This window comes from Kluyvera sp. 142486 (assembly GCF_046569695.1).
Taxonomy (GTDB): Bacteria; Pseudomonadota; Gammaproteobacteria; order Enterobacterales; family Enterobacteriaceae; genus Kluyvera.
In genome coordinates this window covers 197,956-217,694 of the sequence record NZ_JBKHUI010000004.1, presented here as the reverse complement: position 1 = coordinate 217,694, position 19,739 = coordinate 197,956, and the positions used below count along the sequence as shown (strand labels likewise).

The following is a 19,739-nucleotide window of genomic DNA, read 5'->3' as shown; positions in this document are numbered from 1 at the left end:
AGTGACGCCGGGGAAAACCCGGAGTCGGTGCTATCGCATCTCGTCCGGGCTACGTGTAAGTCACGTGATTAGAGGGCGGTAAACTGATATTCCGTCAGGCTGACGTACTCTTCGCCTGGGCGCAGCACGCAGTCCGGCTGCGGCCACTCTGGATGATTCGGGCTATCCGGCAGGAACTCGCTTTCCAGTGCCAGGCCTTGCCAGGCGGCGTAAGGCTGCGGGCTGCGGGACAGCGTACCGTCCAGATAATTACCGGAGTAGAACTGAATGGCCGGTGCGGAGGTGTAGACCGTCATCCGCAGTTTTTCATCCTGTGACCAGACATAGCCGACTGGCTGAGTCGCATCGCCTTTTGCCTGCAGCAAGAACGCGTGGTCGTAGCCTTTCACCTTTTTCTGGTCATCGTCGCTCAGGAAATCCTGCGCCACGCTTTTCGGTTCACGGAAATCAAAGCTGGTGTTGGCAACGTCTTTCAGCCCATCGTGTGGGATCCCGCTCTCATCAACCGGCAGATATGTATCTGCCAGCAGTTGGAGCTTGTGGTTGCGCACATCTGTCTGATCGCCGTCGAGGTTGAAATAGACGTGGTTCGTCAGATTCACCGGACAGGCTTTATCGACGGTTGCGCGATACTCAATGGCGATGCGGTTATCTTCGGTCAGGCGATAGATAGCCGTCGCCTGAAGCTCGCCCGGGTATCCCTGGTCGCCATCAGGCGAAGTGAGGGTGAAAACGGCCTCTGTTGGGTTCTGCGTGGCAATCGCCCAGCGACGTTTGTCGAAGCCTTCTGGCCCGCCGTGCAGTTGGTGTTTGCCCTGGCTTGGCGCGAGTTCAACCGTCTGCCCATCGAGCGTATAGCGGCTGTTGGCGATGCGGTTGGCGTAACGGCCAATCGATGCGCCGAGGAACGCCGCCTGCTCGGTGTACTGCTCCGGTGAAGCGCAGCCCAGCAGCGCTTCACGCACGCTGCCGTCTTTCATTGGGATGCGCGCAGATAACAGCGTCGCGCCCCAGTCCATTAACGTCACCACCACGCCATTGGCGTTGCGTAACGTAATCAGTCGATACGGCTGGCCATCTGCGGCCAGCGCAGGCGTTTCTCTTAGCACTGTCCTGCTCCTTGTGACGGTTTGCAGACGTAGAACGTCTCTTTAATGCCAGTTTTGGCTTCGTACTGCTCGGCCACGGCCTGTTTCACCGCAGGTACCAGTGCTTCTGGGATCAGCGCCACGATGCAACCGCCGAAGCCGCCACCGGTCATGCGCACGCCGCCCTGGTCGCCGATGGTCGCTTTCACGATCTCAACCAGCGTATCAATTTGCGGCACGGTGATTTCGAAATCATCACGCATGGAAGCGTGGGATTCTGCCATCAACTGGCCCATGCGCAGCAGATCGCCTTTTTCCAGCGCCGCCGCGGCTTCAACGGTACGCGCGTTCTCGGTCAGCACGTGACGTACGCGCTTCGCGACAATTGGGTCCAGTTCGTGGGCCACGGCGTTGAATTCATTGATGGTCACGTCACGCAGCGCCGGGCGCTGGAAGAAGCGCGCACCGGTTTCACACTGCTCGCGGCGGGTGTTGTACTCGCTGCCGACCAGAGTGCGTTTAAAGTTGCTGTTGATGATCACCACCGCGACGCCTTCCGGCATGGAGACGGCTTTGGTGCCAAGCGAACGACAGTCGATCAGCAGCGCGTGATCTTTCTTGCCGAGCGCGGAGATCAGCTGGTCCATAATGCCGCAGTTACAGCCGACAAACTGGTTTTCCGCTTCCTGACCGTTCAGCGCAATCTGTGCGCCATCCAGCGGCAGATGATACAGCTGCTGGAAGACGGTACCGACCGCGACTTCCAGAGATGCCGATGAGCTCAGGCCCGCACCCTGCGGCACGTTGCCGCTGATAACAAGGTCTGCGCCGCCAAAGGCGTTATTGCGTTTTTGCAGATGCTTCACCACGCCGCGCACATAGTTGGACCACTGCTGGGTATCGTGACTCACAATCGGCGCATCGAGAGAGAACTCGTCGCTTTGGTTATTGTAGTCGGCTGCAATCACCCGAACCAGGCGGTCATCACGCGGCGAGCAGCTGATCACCGTCTGGTAATCAATGGCGCATGGCAGAACGAAACCGTCGTTGTAGTCGGTGTGTTCACCAATCAGGTTAACGCGGCCCGGAGCCTGAATGACGTGGGTAGCAGGGTAGCCGAATTTATCAGCGAACAGGGTTTGGGTTTTATCTTTCAGACTCATTGTTATTCTCCGGACTCGCGAAAGTGGATGTCGCTGACCGCACGCAGGCGCTCAGCCGCTTGTTCTGCCGTCAGGTCGCGCTGGGTTTCTGCCAGCATTTCATAACCAACCATAAATTTGCGCACGGTAGCGGAGCGCAGCAGCGGCGGATAGAAATGAGCATGCAGCTGCCAGTGTGCGTTTTCTTCGCCGTTAAACGGTGCGCCGTGCCAGCCCATAGAGTAGGGGAAGGAGCACTGGAACAGGTTGTCGTAACGGCTGGTCAGTTTTTTCAGCGCCAGCGCTAAATCGTCGCGCTGGGCCTTGGTTAAATCGGTAATCCGCAGCACGTGCGCTTTTGGTAGCAGCAGCGTTTCGAACGGCCACGCCGCCCAGTACGGTACCACCGCCAGCCAGTGCTCGGTTTCTACTACGGTACGGCTGCCATCAGCCAGCTCACGGTTAACGTAGTCGACCAGCATTGGCGATTTCTGCTCGGCGTAGTACTCGCGCATCAGGCGGTCTTCACGCTCGATTTCGTTCGGCAGGAAGCTGTTAGCCCAGACCTGTCCGTGCGGGTGCGGGTTGGAGCAGCCCATCGCCGCGCCTTTGTTTTCGAACACCTGTACCCACGGATACTGCTGGCCGAGCTCAGCGGTTTGCTCTTGCCAGGTTTTCACCACGGCTTTCAGTGCATCGACGCTCAGTTCCGGCAGCGTTTTGCTGTGATCAGGCGAGAAGCAAATCACCCGGCTGGTACCGCGCGCGCTTTGACAGCGCATCAGAGGATCGTCGCTTTCCGGCGCGTCCGGCGTGTCGGTCATCAGCGCGGCAAAGTCATTGGTAAAAACATATGTGCTGGTGTAGTCGGGGTTTTTATCGCCCGTCACCCGAGTATTACCCGGGCATAAAAAACAATCCGGATCGTGCGCGGGCAGCGTCTGTTTTGCTGGTGTCTCTTGCGCCCCTTGCCATGGGCGCTTTGCACGATGCGGTGATACAAGGATCCACTGGCCGGTTAACGGATTAAAACGGCGGTGTGGATGGTCGACGGGGTTAAATTGCGTCATGACAAAATCCTTAGTCTGGATATCCCTGAGGATGACGGGACTGCCAGTTCCAGGTGTCCTGCGCCATTTCGTCAAGGTTACGGGTTACGCGCCAGTTCAGCTCTTTGTCGGCTTTGGTTGCATCGGCCCAGTAAGCGGGGAGATCGCCATCGCGACGTGGAGCAAAATGGTAGTTAATCGGTTTGCCACAGGCTTTGCTGAACGCGTTGACCACGTCCAGCACGCTGCTGCCGACGCCTGCGCCCAGGTTGTAAATATGCACGCCGGCTTTGTTCGCCAGTTTTTCCATCGCGGCAACGTGGCCGTCAGCGAGATCCATCACGTGGATGTAGTCGCGCACGCCGGTACCGTCAGGCGTTGGGTAGTCATTACCGAAGATGGCCAGCGATTCGCGGCGGCCCACGGCAACCTGCGCAATATACGGCATCAGGTTGTTCGGGATGCCCTGCGGGTCTTCACCCATATCGCCCGACTGATGCGCGCCTACTGGGTTGAAATAGCGCAGCAGCGCAATGCTCCACTCCGGCTGCGCTTTTTGCAGGTCGGTCAGGATCTGTTCAACCATCAGTTTGCTCTTGCCATACGGGCTTTGCGGTGTACCGGTTGGGAAGCTTTCGACGTAAGGGATTTTCGGCTGATCGCCATAGACGGTTGCGGAGGAGCTGAAGATGAAGTTTTTGACGTTGGCAGTGCGCATGGCGGCAACCAGACGCAGGGTACCGTTGACGTTGTTGTCATAGTACTCCAGCGGCTTTTGCACGGACTCGCCCACGGCTTTCAGGCCCGCGAAGTGAATCACCGCTTCAATGGCGTGTTCCTTGAGGATCTCAACCATCAGCGCTTCGTTACGAATATCGCCTTCGACGAAGCTCGGCTGTTTGCCGCCCAGGCGGGCAATGACCGGTACAACGCTGTGCTTGCTGTTGCACAGGTTATCGAGGATGACGACATCGTGGCCCTGTTGCAGCAGTTGCACACATGTGTGGCTTCCAATGTAACCGCTACCACCTGTAACCAATACTTTCATTTTTAGCTCCGTTAAGCTTATGGCATGGAATAACCTTAGCATAACAGAGAAGCCAAAAGTGTGACATGGGCTAAATTAGTGGAATCGCTTACACTACTTGAATTAGTGCAATAACCTGAGCAGATTGCATTATAAATCAAAGGGGTTAGCGGAGTGGGGTGAAAAAAGTCTGAAAAAGGTGAGGTGATAATGGGGGGCATGTTGTGTAAACCCGGCGGCGCTTTGCCTGGCCGGGCTACATTCCGAGAGTAGGCCTGATAAGCGAAGCGCTATCAGGCAATAGTGATGGGTCCAACTTCGTAACGATAACTATCGCCGTCAGCAACAAACTCAAGCCGATGGGTGATGCACTCCGGCGCGTCTTCCGCATGGTGCGATACGAACAGTAACTGCGTTTTACCTTCGCTAATCAGCACGTCCACAAAGCGGCGAACCACCTGGCGGTTAAGCGGGTCCAGCCCTTGCAGCGGTTCATCGAGAATCAGCAGCGTCGGGTGCTTCACCAGCGCGCGCACGATCAGCGCTAGCCGCTGTTGCCCCCAGGAAAGGCTGTGGAACGGCGCGTCGGCGGTGTGCGGGTCCATGCCGAGGATTTGCAGCCACTTATCGACCAGCTTGCGCTGTTTATCCGAAACCGCCTGATAAATGCCGATGGAGTCGAAGTAGCCAGAGAGGATCACGTTGCGCAGTGTGGTGCTCACCCGGTAATCCAGATGCAGGCTGCTGCTGACGTAGCCGATATGTTTTTTAATATCCCAGATGGTTTCACCACTGCCGCGACGGCGACCAAACAGCGTCAGATCGTTGCTGTAGCCCTGCGGATGATCGCCGGTGACCAGGCTCAGCAGCGTTGATTTACCCGCGCCATTCGGGCCGACAATTTGCCAGTGTTCGTCTGGGGCGACCGTCCAGCTTAAATGGTCGATGATCGCGCGATCGTTATAGGAGACCACGCCGTCGTTCAGCACGATGCGCGGTAGATCGTCGGCAATGGACAACCGCGCGGACGGCGCATCTGGCTCTGGCAGGGTCATGCCGGAGAGTTTTTCGCTGTGTGCCAGTTGCGCAATCAGCGTTTGCGCAAGCAGCGCTTTTTTTTCACCGGTTTCCGTCAGGGTACAGTCGGCCAGTACTCCGGCAAACGGTACAAACTCAGGAATATCATCAAAACGGTTAAGTACCAGCACCAGCGTATAACACGCTTTATGCAACTCTGCCAGATGTTCCGCGAGCTGGCGGCGAGAGGCCACGTCCAGGCCGTCAAAGGGCTCATCAAGGATCAACAGATCCGGCTGCGCCATCAGCGCCTGACAGAGCAGAGTTTTACGGGTTTCACCGGTGGAGAGGTATTTAAAGCGGCGATCCAGAAGATGACTGATGCCAAACTGCGCGGCAAGCCGAGCACACAAGGCCGCGTCTTTCACTTCATCCTGGATGATTTGCTCGGTGGTACGCCCGGTATCGTCTTCGTCAGCGCTCAGCATATCGGTGTTGTTGCGCTGCCACTCGTCGCTGACCAGCTTTTGCAACTGCTCGAAGGAGAGGCGAGCAATGCGGGTGAAGGTAGCGTCACGGCTGCCAGAAAGCAGCGGCAGCTCGCCTGCCAGCGCGCGGGCCAGCGCCGATTTGCCGCTGCCGTTGCTGCCGACAAAAGCCCAGCTCTCCCCGGCATGCAGCGTCAGATGCTCAACTTTTAATGTTTTTGTGTCGCTAAGACGAAACGTGCCTTGCGAAATTTGCAATGATGACATGATGTATCCCGTTTTTTGCAGCATTATGCATCAGGGATACGTCTTCCTCAGCGCAAAGTCAATGCCATCAGCACAACGTGGCAAGAATGATGCGATCGGCGTTAAAGAATGCTGTGACGTCAGCACCTTCTTCCAGCCCTGCGGCCTCAGCCAGCGGCAGAGTCGCACAAAGTGTCTGCCCATCCGGCAGCGCCATCAGCACTTCGCACTGCTCTTCGCCACGTTGGATATGGCTGATACGGCACGCAAGCTGGTTGTCTGCCGCTGCGGCAACCTGCGGATCGCGGGTGACGCTGACCCACGGCGCTTTCAGCAATACCAGCACCTCTTTGCCTTCATCCAGCCCTAAACGCTCGCCGCTCTGGGCTGTGATGGCAACTTTGAGGCGCGTACTGCCGTCGGCCAGCAGAATATCCACGTGCTGTTGCACCTGCTGGTGGTCGCGTTGGGTCACCGTACCAAACCACTGGTTGCGGGCGCTGGTTTGCAGGGAGAAGCGCGAAATGGCGGCGAGCAGGCTGTCTAACGGCAGCGCATCGTCGTCGCTCAGCACATCAAAGGCTTTTTGCTGGATCTGCGCCAACAGGTCGTAGAGTTGAATCAGGCGCTGACCGTAGCGGGTGAGCACCGCGCCGCCGCCGCCTTTGCCGCCAGTCGCCCGGTCAACCAGCGATTGCTCGCTAAGCTGGTTCATTTCATTAATTGCATCCCATGCGCTCTTATAACTGATGCCCGCATTTTTTGCTCCCTGGCTGATGGAGCCGGTCTGTGCTATTTGTTTGAGGAGTGAAATGCGGCGCGGATCGGCGAACAGGCGCTGCTGGAGCTTGAGGGTAAGAAGGATTTCAGCCTGCATAAGAGTATCCTGGCAATAAAAAGGGTATTTTGACCCAAATGTTAGCAAGCGGAAAGCACACCGCACAAAAGGGAGTGTATTTCTGCGATATCCGGTTACAATAACCGCATCACAATGTCTGGAGTAAACCATGTTAGAGCTGTTGAAAAGTCTGGTTTTTGCCGTAATCATGGTACCCGTAGTGATGGCTATCATCCTGGGGTTAATTTACGGTCTGGGTGAAGTGTTTAACATTTTCTCCGGTGTCGGTCATAAAAACGGCAACCAGCAAAATCACTGATTTCCCCCAAACGCCCGGTTTAACCGGGCGTTTTGCTATGAAGTTCTTCACACTCCTGCCGATAACACCCCGTAAACACAGCAATAATTCATGTATCTGTAATGCATTAATCTAAGAAAGCCCCTATACTCTGCGCTGTATTTTTCGATATACAACGGCACACACAGGAGTTTCAAATGACAGGTTCATGGTTACGTTTGTTTGCAGGAGCGACTTTAACGCTTTCCGTTGCAGGTCACGCGCTGGCGGACGAAAGCAAAATCACCGTATTTGCGGCAGCATCGCTGACCAACGCAATGCAGGATATCGCGAAAGAGTATAAAAAAGAGAAGAACGTTGATGTGGTTTCTTCCTTTGCTTCCTCTTCTACTCTGGCCCGCCAGATTGAAGCTGGCGCCCCGGCTGACCTGTTTATCTCCGCAGACCAGAAATGGATGGACTACGCGGTAGATAAGAAAGCCATCGACACCGCGTCTCGTGAAACCCTGCTGGGCAATAGCCTGGTCGTCGTGGCGCCAAAAGCTAGCGCACAGGGCGACATCACCATTGATGCGAAAACCAACTGGACCAGCCTGCTGAAAGGCGGCCGTCTGGCGGTTGGCGACCCGGACCACGTACCGGCGGGCATCTATGCGAAAGAAGCGCTGCAGAAGCTGGGCGCATGGGACACCCTGTCACCGAAACTGGCTCCGGCTGAAGACGTGCGCGGTGCGCTGGCGCTGGTTGAACGTAATGAAGCCCCGCTGGGTATCGTTTACGGTTCCGACGCAGTCGCAAGCAAAGGTGTTAAAGTGGTTGGCACCTTCCCGGAAGACTCGCACAAGAAAGTGGAATACCCAATTGCCATTATCGATGGCCATAAAAACGCAACCGTCTCGGCATTCTACGACTACCTGAAAGGGCCGCAGGCATCCGAAATCTTTAAACGTTACGGATTTACTACGCACTAATGATATTGACCGATCCCGAATGGCAGGCGGTTCTGCTGAGCCTTAAAGTGTCATCCCTGGCCGTGGTGTTGAGTTTGCCGTTTGGGATCTTCTTCGCCTGGCTGCTGGTCCGCCGCAGCTTCCCCGGTAAAGCGCTGCTCGATGGTCTTATTCATCTGCCGCTGGTGCTGCCGCCGGTAGTGGTGGGGTACCTGCTGTTGATTGCGCTGGGGCGTCGAGGGTTAATCGGCTCCTGGCTGTATGATTGGTTCGGCCTGACCTTCGCGTTTAGCTGGCGCGGCGCGGTGATTGCCGCAGCGGTGATGTCGTTCCCGCTGATGGTTCGCGCCATCCGCCTGGCGCTGGAAGGGGTAGACGTCAAGCTGGAGCAAGCGGCTCGTACGCTCGGCGCAGGGCGCTGGCGAGTGTTTTGCACCATAACGCTACCGCTGATGCTGCCCGGTATTATCGTCGGCACCGTTCTGGCCTTTGCCCGTTCGCTTGGTGAGTTTGGCGCGACCATTACCTTCGTATCCAATATTCCTGGTGAAACCCGCACCATTCCTTCCGCGATGTATACCCTGATCCAGACTCCTGGCGGCGAAAGCGCGGCGGCGCGTCTGTGTCTGATTTCCATCGTACTGGCGCTGATTTCCCTGATGATCTCTGAATGGCTGGCCAGCATTAGCCGTCGTCGGATGGGGGCGTAACCATGCTGGAGCTGAATTTTAGCCAGACGCTCGGTACGCACTGTCTGCAAATTGATGAATCGCTGCCGGCTTCCGGTATCACCGCCGTATTTGGCGTCTCCGGGGCGGGAAAAACCTCGCTGATTAACGCCATCAGCGGCCTGACCAAGCCGCAGCAGGGGCGCATTGTGCTCAATGGTCGCGTGCTGAACGATGCGGAACAGGGCGTCTGCCTGGCGCCGGAAAAACGCCGCGTCGGTTACGTGTTCCAGGATGCGCGGCTGTTCCCGCACTACAAGGTGCGCGGCAATCTGCGTTACGGTATGGCGAAAAGCATGGCCGACCAGTTCGATAAACTGGTGGCGCTGCTGGGTATTGAACCTCTGCTCGATAGGCTGCCGGGCAGTCTCTCCGGCGGTGAAAAACAGCGCGTGGCGATTGGCCGTGCGTTGCTAACCGCCCCTGAGTTGCTGCTGCTTGATGAACCGCTGGCCTCGCTTGATATCCCACGTAAACGTGAGCTGCTGCCTTATCTGCAGCGCCTGGCGCGGGAAATTAATATTCCGATGCTCTACGTTAGCCACTCGCTGGATGAAATTCTCCATCTGGCGGATAACGTGCTGGTGCTGGAAAACGGCAAGGTGAAAGCCTTTGGCCCTCTGGAAGAGGTATGGGGCAGCAGCGTGATGCACCCGTGGCTGCCGCAGGATCAGCAGAGCAGCATTCTGCGCGTGACGGTGCTAGAGCATCATCCGCATTACGCCATGACCGCGCTAGCGCTGGGCGACCAGCATATCTGGGTCAATAAGCTGGATAAGCCGCTGCAGAGCGCGGTGCGGGTGCGTATACAGGCCACCGATGTGTCGCTGGTGCTGCAACCATCGTTACACACCAGTATCCGTAACGTGCTGCACGCGAAAGTGGTGCAGTGCTACGACGATAACGGGCAGGTGGAAGTACAGCTGGACGTTAGCGGACGCACGCTGTGGGCGCGCGTCAGCCCGTGGGCTCGCGATGACCTGGCGATTAAACCAGGCCTGTGGCTCTATGCTCAGGTGAAAAGCGTGTCGATCACCGCCTGATTACAGCAGGTGTTTATTGATGTAGTCGGCGATGGCATCGGTGGTGTTGTCGCCAATCACCACGTTGGCGCGGGCTTTTACCGCGTCATCGGCATTGCCCATCGCCACGCCGGTTCCGGCAGCTTCCAGCATACTGATATCATTAAAGTTATCGCCAAACGCCACTACGTCCTGCATCGACCAGCCCTGGTCGGTGATAAACTGGGTCAGGCGTTTGCCTTTGCTGTTCCCCTGACGGGCGATATCAACCTGATCGTGCCACGACCATTCGCACTCCAGCTGCAGCGTTTTTTCGACATGCTCGGCGAATTCGCGCAGCTTCTGCCCATTTTCGTCGGTCAGCGCAAACTTCCAGACGTTCTCCACTTCGTGAGCGGCCTGCGACAGTGAATCAACCTGGGTGAACGATGGGCGCTGGGCTTCCGGCAGGCTCTGCGCCCAGTTGCTGGTGCGTACCACGTGGCCGGTTGGGTACTGATACATCATGGTATCGTCGACGTACATCAGGCCATGCACCTGATGTTCATCCAGCAGCGTAATCAGTTGTTGGGCTTTTTCGACCGGCATTGGGTCGGCGGTCAGTACTTTTTTATTTTGATAATCATAAAGATAAGTACCATTACAACAAATTGCAGGTGTATCTAACGCCAGTGCCTGATAAAAAGGATGAATGGCAACGTGATGTCGACCGGTAACAATCATTAATTGATAGCCAGCCGCTCTGGCACGATTCAGCGCTTCAAGTGAAGAGGGAAGCAGAGTTTTCTTTGGCGTCAGGAGCGTTCCGTCCAGATCCAGGGCAATCACACGTGCAGTCATAGTGTTGTCTCGAGTTAAAGAGAAAATTCGCTGTTCAGGATGGTACACCGAGATACCTGTTCGGCAAAATTGTGTGGACCAGGCTGCGACTCGTCGCCGCCAATTCAATGTTTTCAGAAAGGAGTAGTCATGAAACAGACCGTTTATACCGCCAGCCCGGAGAGCCAGCAGATCCACGTCTGGACGCTGAACCATGACGGCAGCCTGACGCTGGTTCAGGTGGTGGATGTCCCGGGTCAGGTACAGCCAATGGTTGTCAGTCCTGATAAACGCTTTCTGTACGTCGGCGTACGCCCTGAATTCCGCGTGCTGGCTTACCGCATTGCCCCGGACGACGGTGCACTGACCTTTGAAGCCGAAGCGCCGCTGCCGGGTAGCCCAACCCATATCTCTACCGATCGTAAAGGCAATTTTGTCTTTAGCGCCTCCTACAACCAGGCCAACGTCAGCGTCATTCGTCTGGAAGATGGCCTGCCGCGTGACACCGTGACGGTTGTAGAAGGGCTGGACGGCTGCCACTCAGCGAACATCTCCCCGGATAACCGAACCCTGTGGGTACCGGCGCTGAAGCAGGATCGTATCTGCCTGTTCACGCTGAGCGATGACGGTTTCCTGTCCGCGCAGACTCCGGCGGAAGTGACCACCGTAGAAGGCGCAGGCCCGCGTCATATGGTGTTCCACCCGAACGAACAGTATGGTTACTGCGTCAACGAACTCAACGGTTCTGTCGATGTGTGGGAGCTGAAAGATCCGTACGGCAAAATTGAGTGTGTGCAGACGCTGGACATGATGCCTGCTGATTTCACCGATACCCGTTGGGCGGCAGATATTCATATCACCCCAGACGGTCGTCACCTGTACACCTGTGACCGTACCTCTAGCCTGATTACCATCTTCAGCGTGTCAGAAGACGGTAGCGTGCTGTCACTGGAAGGCTTCCAGCCAACCGAAACGCAGCCGCGCGGCTTTAACGTCGATCACAGCGGGAAATACCTGATTGCCGCCGGGCAGAAATCGCACCACGTTGCGGTGTATGAAATTGCCGGTGAGCAGGGGCTGTTGCAGGAGAAAGGGCGTTACGCGGTAGGCCTGGGCCCAATGTGGGTGGTGGTTAACGCGTATTAATCGACGTCGCCATTCGGCAATGTCGGCATAATGCCTGATGGCGCTACGCTTATCAGGCCTACGTGATAAAAAAAGGCCCATGATCTCATGGGCCTTTTTCACATCATCATTAATTACTTCTTAGGTTCAGCCACTACGTGACTTCCCACGCCGCGGTTGTTGAACTCCCACATGCGGTTGAAGTTACGGTCGTTCAGATCGCGTTTCAGCTGACCTTTCTCGTCCTGTGCGCCGGTATTACCGCTGAATGGGCGTTTAGATACCGCGGCATCAGCCCACGGTTTCGCCACGTTGAAGCCTTCGTTAATCACGCTATCGCGAATAACGACCTGACCGTTGGTATTGCCATCTACATCCAGAGAACGACCCAGTTGCGCCACGCCGTCACCGGTTGCGGTGAAGCGGCTGTCGGTCGCCAGGAAGCCGAAGTTGATGGTGGACAGGGTCGCTGGTGCGAATACGTAACCCTCCTGCTGGGTGCGGGAGTTCACCACGCGGAAGTCGGTGTTCTCAAACACCACCGCGCCGCGGCCGGAAACGATATCCACGTCGCCTTCCAGATAGCTGTCGGTGACCTGCGTACGGGTCTGACGGTTGTTCTGCAGACGGTTATCGACGCCGCTGTTGGTCACGAAGAAGGTGTTCTGACGACCCAGGATGTTCACTTTGTTAATCTGGGTTTTATCGCCATCGGTACGCAGGGCAACCGCTTGATGCGTACCAGCATCTACGCTGTCACCGAGACTGTTTTCGATGGTCAGATTCTGCAACTGCAGACCGTTGTTCTGCGACCAGACAACGGCAGAACACATCACGCCGACGGTGGCGGCACGTTTGCTCTGACAGCTGTCAAACATATACCACGCCGGTTTGCCAGGCATGTATTTGCCGCCTGGGTTCACCTGGCGACGCCAGCTGGTTGGGTCCATTTCGGAGTCGATAGCCAGACCGATTTTCACGTCGATCGCTTTCTCGCCGGTACCGTAAATGGTCACGCTGCCTGGAGCTGCAGGAATATAAACGGTGCCCTGGTATTCACCCGGCAGAACCGCGATATACAGACGTGAGCTGCTGTGGCGAGCAATGGCGGCGTCAACCGCAGCCTGAATGGTGGTGTGGGTAACGCCCTGCGTACCCGCAGGCCCGACGACGAAGTCGGCTTTGGCCGGAACGGCGATGGAAGACGGAGACCAGGCGGCAGCGTTAGGATCGAGCGATGAGAAATAACGCGCGGCGACAAAGTTCTGCGCTTCATCAGCTGACAGCACCGGACGAGAAGCCGTACCAGGGGCTGCCTGGTCAGAAGGACGTTGATCCGCTGGGGTTGAGCTGCAAGCCGTCAGTGTCACGCCAAAAGCCAATGCCAGCGCCAGACGAGAAACCGAGAAAGTGTTCATGTTGCTCCAGGCTAATTTAAGTGAATGTGAATCCCGTAAAAGCAGCCTTTTTATACTAAGTTGAGCGAAACGGGAAGATGTGCTGGCAAAAAAATCGCCTGTTTTTTTGCCGACTTACCGTTCTGGAAGGAAAGGGGAGGTCTCTGGCGGAGGTGACCGCCATTTGCCAGACGCGTTCATATAGACAATGTAAATACCATTGCCCTGCTAGAATGCTTTTTTGTGGGTCAGACGAGTAATTAAATCAGTAATGCTCAATACCAGCGCCGAACGCACCATTTGCTGATAGCGCTGCTCCTGCATGGTTCTTAGCGCATCATCCACCACGTCCTCCGGCATATGCAGCGTTGGAGGGGGCGGCAGCGCCGTCATGCTGTGCAGCATGCTAATCGGGCCGAGGATTTCATCATCGGTAAAGCTGTAAACGGTCTTCTCCTGCTCCAGCTCGTTGTTCAGCGCTACCAGCAACTCAACGTCTTCGTATTCATCGCGGCTGATCACGCCGAGCGCGTAAATGAGCTTGAGACGGACTGACAGGTTCGCCAACGGGCCGCTCCCTTCGAGCAGCGGTTCAACGGCGTACTTAACGGCATAATCGTCTTTACGAAAGGCCTGAAGAATCAGATGATCGACCGCTTCAGCCAGCAGCAAGACGGCGGTCTGGATAAAACCGCTGAGCGTCTGGCGCGCATTGAGCTTTTCCAGCACGCGGTTCTCTGCGGCCTGGTTTTTATAAAGGTCAGATTCGTCCATTGTCGCCATCATGGTGGTTTCATTGACCGGAGAGCGCGCCTTTAGCGGCGTCGGCTCCTTCGGATGATGTCCTTGTATCTCTGGTTGCGTTGTTAAACGCAGTCGATTTTGTTTCATCTTACCTTCTTATTCTGGAGCTGCTGTCGGGACAGCAGCTCCAACCCTATGGGCAACAACATTATTTCCGTTGCATGGCGTTATACACATTCGCAATCTGGGCGACAAGCGTTGGCTGGTCCTGCAGGCCGCAGACCTGAGTCACGGTGTGGGTGACGCCATTTTCGCTCAACAGGGTTGCCATTTCTTGCGCCTGCGGGTCATCGCCGCTGCGATAGCTTAACGCTGCCGCAATGCCCATCACCAGGTTGTTATGAGGCAGGCCGTATTCCAGCGTGCCGCGCAGCGGCTTGATCAGACGGTCGCCGTCGCTGAGCTTACGCAGCGGCTGACGGCCCACGCGCTCCACGTCATCGTGCAGGTACGGGTTCTCAAAGCGGGTTAGGATCTTCTCGATATAGGCCGCATGCTGCTCGGCATTAAAGCCGTAGCGTTTGATCAGCACATCGCCGCTTTCTACCATCGCCCCTTTCACCACATCGCGAATGGCCGGGTCGAGAATGGCATCGCGGATCGTTTTATGCCCGGCTAGTTGACCAAGATAAGCGGTAATGGCGTGACCGGTATTGAGGGTAAACAGCTTACGCTCGATATAGGCCATCAGATTGCTGGTGGACTCCATACCGGCAATGTCCGGTAACGCACCTTTAAACTGCGTGCTGTCGACAATCCACTCGCTAAAGGTTTCCACGGTCACCTCCAGCGGATCGTCGTTCGCCGCTGAGCCCGGCGGTACGATACGGTCAACCGCGGAATCGACAAAACCGATATGCTCTTCCACCCAGCCGTGCAGCTCGGCGGGCATCGCTTGCAACACGTGCTGCTTGAGCTGGCTGGTACCGCGCACCATATTTTCGCAGGCGATGATGTTCATCGGTTGATGATTACCGTTGTCATGACGGGCAATCAGCCCTTGCGCCAGCGTACTGGCGATTTTGCTCAATACCTGCGGGCCAACGGCGGTGGTGATGATGTCGGCTTCAGCAATCTGCTGGATGGCATCCGGGCTGTTGCTGTGGATGGCACTGACGCGGTTAACCTGCTCGATGCGGGCGTTTTCGCCCACCACGTTGACCTGATAGTGCTGCTGATGCGCCAGCTGATCGACCAGCGGCTGATTAACATCGGCAAAGGTTAACTCCGCCTGCGCGTCGGCCAGCAGTTTACCAATGAAACCCCGACCAATATTCCCTGCACCAAAATGAATCGCTTTCATAAATCTGACCTCGAGAAAAACTTTCCATGTCAGGGGCGGCTCGCCCCTGAAGCCTTAAGCTGCTTGTTCGCCGGACAGGATTTGTAGAATTTCCTGCACGCTGCTGGTCTGCGTCAGACGGTCAATCACGTCTTTATCATCCAGGGCGTTCGCTAAGCGGGCGATAACCTGTACGTGCTCGTTGTTGCGGGCAGCAATGCCGATAACCAGGCGGGCGATATCGTCCGGCTCATCGCCGAATCGAACGCCTTCGGGGTATTGGCAAATGACAATCCCGGTGCGCAGCACGCGGTCTTTGGCTTCTACGGTACCGTGCGGCACCGCAATGGATTCTCCCAGGTAAGTGGTGGTGAGCGCTTCACGCGCCAGCATGGCATCAACGTAGTCCGGCTCAACGTAGCCGCCGGAGACCAGCATCTCACCGGCAAAGCGAATAGCCTGAGCTTTATTCTCTGCGGTCAGGTTGAGGAAGATGTTGTCCGCGCTGAGCTTAAACAGATTCTCATCGCGCTCGGTATCGTCAAAAGCGTCATCGTTCGCCGCAATAATCGTCTGGTTGATGAGACGACTGTCGTTCGCGGCGGCAGGCAGTTTAGCCGCCAGCAGACGGGTGGTCAGGTCGGTATACAGGCCGCTGTCGAGGAAGTTGGAGAGCGACATATGCATCGCCTGCGGCGCAAAGCGCATGGCGCGTTCGGTTAAGTCCTGATGGGTAATCACCAGGTCAACGTCGTCAGGCAGGCTGTTAATGGCGCAGTTGCTCACCGAAATGTGGGTCAGCCCAGCATCTTTAACCTTTTTACGCAGTACGCCTGCGCCGAGTGCGCTGGAGCCCATACCTGCATCACACGCCACGATGATTTTACGCACGTGGTGCAGATCTTTAGACAGGTCGAGCGTTTCGCTGCGCATCGCTGGCTGCGGCAGTTCGCCGGAGGATTTGCCGCCGGATTTAGACTGCTGCTTCAGGCTCTGCATGCGACGGGTGGCTTCCGCCAGGCCGTTGCTCTCTTCATCGCCAACGCGAACGCGTTTCAGCAACATGGAGGCGGTCAGGAAGGAGACCAGCGTTGAGGCCAGAATCGACAGCACCACGCCAATAATAGAGGCCTTCGGCGTCATCAGCAGTACGGCAAAGATAGAGCCAGGAGATGCCGGGGAGACCAGGCCTGCGTTGAACAACGTCAGGGTAAAGACGCCGGTCATGCCGCCCAGAATCACCGCCAGCAGCAGGCGTGGGTTCATCAGCACGTACGGGAAGTAGATTTCGTGGATACCGCCGAAGAAGTGAATAATCGCCGCACCGCCCGCAGACTGTTTAGCGCTTCCTTTACCAAAGAACATGTACGCCAGCAGCACGCCGAGGCCTGGGCCTGGGTTCGCTTCAATCAGGAAGAAGATAGACTTACCGGTTTCGGTGGCCTGCTGAATGCCCAGCGGTGAGAAGATACCGTGGTTGATGGCATTGTTGAGGAACAGAATTTTTGCCGGTTCAACAAAGATAGAGGTCAGCGGCAGCAGGTTGTTCTGCACCATGACGTTAACGCCGGTCGCCAGCGCTTTAGAGAGCAACTCAACCATCGGGCCAATCGCCAGGAAAGCAAGCATCGCTAACAGCATGCCGATGATACCGGCGGAGAAGTTGTTCACCAGCATCTCAAAGCCGCTTTTGATTTTACCGTCAACCCAACGGTCGAAGCGCTTAATCGCCCACCCGCCCAGCGTACCCGCAATCATCGCGCCCATAAACATTGGCATATCGGCGCCTACGATAACGCCCATGGTAGTGATGGCACCGACCACGCCGCCGCGCTCGCCGCCGATAAGACGGCCGCCGGTATAACCGATTAACAGCGGCAGCAGGTAGGTGATCATCGGGCCGACCAGTTTGGCTAACGTCTCGTTAGGCAGCCATCCGGTGGGAATAAACAGTGCAGTAATCAAACCCCAGGCAATGAATGCGCCAATATTGGGCATCACCATATTGCTGAGGAAGCGGCCAAAATTCTGTACCTTGACCTTGATATCTGGTGATAACATAAAAACACCCCTCGTGGTGCGCGTCTTAGATGCTGCGCGTCGTCATAGTTGTGATGGTTTCGCCAAAAACCATCCAGTCGTTCAGTATGCAAAATCGACTCTATCACGGCGTTTTCGTCTCGCGTACCCCGAGGGGTGTTTGTGATCTTGATCACTCTCACCACCCCATCAATAGGTCACTTTTGGTGATCGTTATCACATAAAATGGCTGTAAGTCGGCTACAAAGCGAAAATATGTCCATTCCTGACCTCTTTTTTGTGATTTAAATCACCTTTTGTATTGGCGTGTTTGTTTTTAAATTGTGATCAATTTCACAAGATAAATTTACATTCCCCTCACACTCCTGCGCTTTCCTGTTATGCGCTGGCGTTTACGTTAGAAAATTACAGCGCTTCGTATCAGCCACAAAAAAGCCCTGCGAGGTTTCCCTGGCAGGGCGTGAACGGATTAGGGTGCGATTAGCTGAACAGGGCGGTGATGGATGCGCTGCCGAGGCTATGGAAGTGCACGTTGAAGCCGACCATTGCGCCGCTGGCACCTTCATCAACCTCAATGCTCTCAACGTCCATCGCATGGACGGTGAAGATATAACGGTGGGTTTCGCCTTTCGGCGGAGCCGCGCCGCCGTAGCCCGCTTTACCAAAGTCAGTACGGGTTTGCAGCGCGCCGGCCGGTAACCCGACCAGACCTGAACCCGCTCCGGTTGGCAGTTCGCGGGTGTCGGCTGGAATGTTGGCAACAATCCAGTGCCACCAGCCGGAGCCGGTTGGGGCATCCGGGTCGTAGCAGGTTATGACAAAACTTTTGGTGCCCGCAGGAACGTCATCCCAGGCCAGATGGGGAGAAAGGTTTTCGCCATCGTAGCCCATGCCGTTGAACACCTGGCGATGAGGGAGCTTTTCACCGTCACGCAGGTCGTGGCTGACTAATTTCATCAACTGCCTCCTTTGTTAATCAACTGATTAACAAAGGAGTGTAGCGGTAACGTGGGGAGATTACCGCAGCTTATTGGATAAAAAATGTTTCCTGCTCGACGGCAAGACATACCGCTCGGGTCAAGCGCGTCAGCTGCTGCGGGGTAATCGGGTATGGCGGCATCAGATAAATCAGGCGGCCAAACGGACGGATCCACACCCCTTGTTCGACGAAGAAACGTTGGAGCAGTGCCGGGTTCACCGGGTAGCGCGTCTCAACGACGCCAATGGCTCCCAGCACGCGAACATCGGCGACCAGCGGCGCGTCGGCGGCCGGGGCGAGTTCGCGCTTAAGCTGACGTTCAATCGCCGCCACCTGCGTTTGCCACTCGCCGCTCTCCAGCAGCGCCAGGCTTTCTGTCGCTACGGCGCAGGCCAGCGGGTTACCCATAAAGGTCGGGCCGTGCATAAAGCAGCCCGCTTCACCGTTGCTGATGGTCTCGGCCACCTCACGGGTGGTGATAGCGGCGGAGAGGGTCATGGTGCCGCCGGTCAACGCTTTGCCAAGGCACAGAATATCGGCGCTGATACCCGCATGATCGCAGGCAAAGAGCTTGCCGGTACGGCCAAAACCGGTGGCAATTTCATCGGCAATCAGCAAAATTCCTTCACGATCGCACATCTTACGGATCCGTTTGAGCCACTCCGGGTGATACATCCGCATGCCGCCCGCACCCTGAACCACGGGCTCAAGAATAACGGCGGCAATTTCGTGGCGATGCGCGGCCATCAGGCGGGCAAAGGCCACCATATCGTACTCGTCAAATTCCCCATCAAAGCGGCTATGCGGCGCGGGGGCGAAGAGGTTCTCCGGCAGGTAGCCCTTCCATAGGCTGTGCATCGAGTTATCCGGGTCGCATACCGACATCGCGCCAAAGGTGTCGCCGTGGTAGCCGTTGCGGAAGGTCAGGAAACGCTGGCGCGACTCGCCTTTGGCCTGCCAGTACTGCAACGCCATTTTCATCGCCACCTCCACCGCTACCGAACCGGAGTCGGCAAGGAATACGCACTCCAGCGGCTCCGGGGTCATCGCCACCAGTTTACGGCACAGCGCTACGGCGGAAGGGTGGGTGATTCCGCCAAACATCACGTGCGACATCTGATCGATTTGCGTCTTCATCGCCGCGTTCAGGCGCGGGTGGTTGTAGCCATGAATGGCCGCCCACCACGAGGACATGCCGTCCACCAGATGTTCGCCGCTGGCGAGGTGCAGCTCGCAGCCCTCGGCGGAAACTACCGGGTAGACCGGCAGCGGTTTGGTCATTGAGGTATAGGGATGCCAGATATGGCGGCTATCGAAGGCAAGATCGTCCGTTGTCATAATCGACTTGTAAACCATTTTGAAAAGTTTTAGGTTTACGAGTATAAACCGAACCGAAAATT

18 protein-coding genes are annotated in these 19,739 nt (G+C 56.4%); 5 read left to right on the top strand and 13 right to left on the bottom strand.

What is annotated here, in order from left to right; genetic code table 11:
* Positions 1–68: 68 nt before the first annotated feature.
* The 6 genes from galM to modE form a co-directional block, all read right to left on the bottom strand.
* Positions 69–1,109, bottom strand: coding sequence for a galactose-1-epimerase (gene galM, locus ACLGE8_RS06750; RefSeq protein WP_410997409.1), 1,041 nt, complete (start codon positions 1,107–1,109; stop codon positions 69–71).
* On the bottom strand, positions 1,103–2,251 hold the full coding sequence (gene galK, locus ACLGE8_RS06745) for a galactokinase (protein WP_410997408.1): 1,149 nt from the start codon (positions 2,249–2,251) through the stop codon (positions 1,103–1,105). The genes galM and galK overlap by 7 nt, the downstream gene beginning before the upstream one ends.
* A gap of 2 nt (positions 2,252–2,253) precedes the next feature.
* The gene (gene galT / locus ACLGE8_RS06740; RefSeq protein WP_410997407.1) at positions 2,254–3,300 is read right to left on the bottom strand and encodes a galactose-1-phosphate uridylyltransferase; all 1,047 of its coding nucleotides are present in this window, start codon (positions 3,298–3,300) and stop codon (positions 2,254–2,256) included.
* Between the two features lie 10 nt (positions 3,301–3,310).
* Positions 3,311–4,327 (bottom strand): UDP-glucose 4-epimerase GalE, encoded by a 1,017-nt coding sequence (gene galE, locus ACLGE8_RS06735; protein WP_410997406.1) that lies wholly within the window; start codon positions 4,325–4,327, stop codon positions 3,311–3,313.
* Positions 4,328–4,599: 272 nt separating this feature from the next.
* Positions 4,600–6,078, bottom strand: coding sequence for a molybdate ABC transporter ATP-binding protein ModF (gene modF, locus ACLGE8_RS06730; protein ID WP_410997405.1), 1,479 nt, complete (start codon positions 6,076–6,078; stop codon positions 4,600–4,602).
* A 67-nt stretch (positions 6,079–6,145) separates the two neighbouring features.
* Positions 6,146–6,934 (bottom strand): molybdenum-dependent transcriptional regulator, encoded by a 789-nt coding sequence (gene modE / locus ACLGE8_RS06725; protein WP_410997404.1) that lies wholly within the window; start codon positions 6,932–6,934, stop codon positions 6,146–6,148.
* 130 nt (positions 6,935–7,064) lie between these two features.
* Here modE and ACLGE8_RS06720 point away from each other — a divergent pair, with 130 nt between their 5' ends.
* The 4 genes from ACLGE8_RS06720 to modC all read left to right on the top strand — a co-directional run bounded on the left by ACLGE8_RS06720 (position 7,065) and on the right by modC (position 9,914).
* Complete coding sequence (locus ACLGE8_RS06720) at positions 7,065–7,214, top strand: AcrZ family multidrug efflux pump-associated protein (RefSeq protein ID WP_185666726.1); 150 nt, start codon at positions 7,065–7,067, stop codon at positions 7,212–7,214.
* Between the two features lie 176 nt (positions 7,215–7,390).
* On the top strand, positions 7,391–8,164 hold the full coding sequence (gene modA, locus ACLGE8_RS06715) for a molybdate ABC transporter substrate-binding protein (RefSeq protein WP_220438420.1): 774 nt from the start codon (positions 7,391–7,393) through the stop codon (positions 8,162–8,164).
* Complete coding sequence (modB, locus tag ACLGE8_RS06710) at positions 8,164–8,853, top strand: molybdate ABC transporter permease subunit (protein WP_410997403.1); 690 nt, start codon at positions 8,164–8,166, stop codon at positions 8,851–8,853. The genes modA and modB overlap by 1 nt, the downstream gene beginning before the upstream one ends.
* 2 nt (positions 8,854–8,855) lie before the next feature.
* Complete coding sequence (gene modC, locus ACLGE8_RS06705) at positions 8,856–9,914, top strand: molybdenum ABC transporter ATP-binding protein ModC (protein ID WP_410997401.1); 1,059 nt, start codon at positions 8,856–8,858, stop codon at positions 9,912–9,914.
* Here the strand turns inward: modC and ACLGE8_RS06700 are convergent, their stop codons facing one another.
* Complete coding sequence (locus ACLGE8_RS06700) at positions 9,915–10,733, bottom strand: pyridoxal phosphatase (RefSeq protein WP_410997399.1); 819 nt, start codon at positions 10,731–10,733, stop codon at positions 9,915–9,917.
* A gap of 129 nt (positions 10,734–10,862) precedes the next feature.
* Here ACLGE8_RS06700 and pgl point away from each other — a divergent pair, with 129 nt between their 5' ends.
* Positions 10,863–11,858, top strand: a complete 996-nt coding sequence (pgl, locus tag ACLGE8_RS06695; protein ID WP_410997397.1) for a 6-phosphogluconolactonase — start codon at positions 10,863–10,865, stop codon at positions 11,856–11,858.
* A gap of 113 nt (positions 11,859–11,971) precedes the next feature.
* On the opposite strand, the gene ACLGE8_RS06690 is transcribed toward pgl, so the two are convergent.
* From ACLGE8_RS06690 to bioA, 6 genes are all read right to left on the bottom strand, one after another.
* On the bottom strand, positions 11,972–13,255 hold the full coding sequence (locus tag ACLGE8_RS06690) for a putative acyl-CoA thioester hydrolase (RefSeq protein WP_410997395.1): 1,284 nt from the start codon (positions 13,253–13,255) through the stop codon (positions 11,972–11,974).
* A 207-nt stretch (positions 13,256–13,462) separates the two neighbouring features.
* On the bottom strand, positions 13,463–14,020 hold the full coding sequence (locus tag ACLGE8_RS06685) for an MltR family transcriptional regulator (RefSeq protein WP_410997536.1): 558 nt from the start codon (positions 14,018–14,020) through the stop codon (positions 13,463–13,465).
* Positions 14,021–14,186: 166 nt separating this feature from the next.
* On the bottom strand, positions 14,187–15,341 hold the full coding sequence (locus ACLGE8_RS06680) for a mannitol-1-phosphate 5-dehydrogenase (protein ID WP_410997393.1): 1,155 nt from the start codon (positions 15,339–15,341) through the stop codon (positions 14,187–14,189).
* 54 nt (positions 15,342–15,395) lie between these two features.
* Positions 15,396–17,381, bottom strand: coding sequence for a PTS mannitol transporter subunit IICBA (locus ACLGE8_RS06675; protein WP_410997391.1), 1,986 nt, complete (start codon positions 17,379–17,381; stop codon positions 15,396–15,398).
* A gap of 459 nt (positions 17,382–17,840) precedes the next feature.
* Positions 17,841–18,317, bottom strand: a complete 477-nt coding sequence (locus ACLGE8_RS06670; RefSeq protein ID WP_410997389.1) for a kinase inhibitor — start codon at positions 18,315–18,317, stop codon at positions 17,841–17,843.
* Positions 18,318–18,387: 70 nt separating this feature from the next.
* Complete coding sequence (gene bioA / locus ACLGE8_RS06665) at positions 18,388–19,677, bottom strand: adenosylmethionine--8-amino-7-oxononanoate transaminase (RefSeq protein ID WP_410997387.1); 1,290 nt, start codon at positions 19,675–19,677, stop codon at positions 18,388–18,390.
* Positions 19,678–19,739: the final 62 nt, after the last annotated feature.

Excerpts from the sequence above, each read along its gene's own strand:
- modA (WP_220438420.1), top strand. The coding sequence starts at position 7,391 with ATGACAGGTTCATGGTTACGTTTGTTTGCAGGAGCGACTTTAACGCTT.
- ACLGE8_RS06670 (WP_410997389.1), bottom strand. The coding sequence starts at position 18,317 with ATGAAATTAGTCAGCCACGACCTGCGTGACGGTGAAAAGCTCCCTCAT.
- modE (WP_410997404.1), bottom strand. The coding sequence starts at position 6,934 with ATGCAGGCTGAAATCCTTCTTACCCTCAAGCTCCAGCAGCGCCTGTTC.
- ACLGE8_RS06690 (WP_410997395.1), bottom strand. The coding sequence starts at position 13,255 with ATGAACACTTTCTCGGTTTCTCGTCTGGCGCTGGCATTGGCTTTTGGC.
- modF (WP_410997405.1), bottom strand. The coding sequence starts at position 6,078 with ATGTCATCATTGCAAATTTCGCAAGGCACGTTTCGTCTTAGCGACACA.
- ACLGE8_RS06685 (WP_410997536.1), bottom strand. The coding sequence starts at position 14,020 with ATGATGGCGACAATGGACGAATCTGACCTTTATAAAAACCAGGCCGCA.
- galT (WP_410997407.1), bottom strand. The coding sequence starts at position 3,300 with ATGACGCAATTTAACCCCGTCGACCATCCACACCGCCGTTTTAATCCG.
- ACLGE8_RS06700 (WP_410997399.1), bottom strand. The coding sequence starts at position 10,733 with ATGACTGCACGTGTGATTGCCCTGGATCTGGACGGAACGCTCCTGACG.
- galK (WP_410997408.1), bottom strand. The coding sequence starts at position 2,251 with ATGAGTCTGAAAGATAAAACCCAAACCCTGTTCGCTGATAAATTCGGC.
- ACLGE8_RS06680 (WP_410997393.1), bottom strand. The coding sequence starts at position 15,341 with ATGAAAGCGATTCATTTTGGTGCAGGGAATATTGGTCGGGGTTTCATT.
- bioA (WP_410997387.1), bottom strand. The coding sequence starts at position 19,677 with ATGACAACGGACGATCTTGCCTTCGATAGCCGCCATATCTGGCATCCC.
- ACLGE8_RS06720 (WP_185666726.1), top strand. The coding sequence starts at position 7,065 with ATGTTAGAGCTGTTGAAAAGTCTGGTTTTTGCCGTAATCATGGTACCC.
- modC (WP_410997401.1), top strand. The coding sequence starts at position 8,856 with ATGCTGGAGCTGAATTTTAGCCAGACGCTCGGTACGCACTGTCTGCAA.
- galE (WP_410997406.1), bottom strand. The coding sequence starts at position 4,327 with ATGAAAGTATTGGTTACAGGTGGTAGCGGTTACATTGGAAGCCACACA.
- ACLGE8_RS06675 (WP_410997391.1), bottom strand. The coding sequence starts at position 17,381 with ATGTTATCACCAGATATCAAGGTCAAGGTACAGAATTTTGGCCGCTTC.
- modB (WP_410997403.1), top strand. The coding sequence starts at position 8,164 with ATGATATTGACCGATCCCGAATGGCAGGCGGTTCTGCTGAGCCTTAAA.
- pgl (WP_410997397.1), top strand. The coding sequence starts at position 10,863 with ATGAAACAGACCGTTTATACCGCCAGCCCGGAGAGCCAGCAGATCCAC.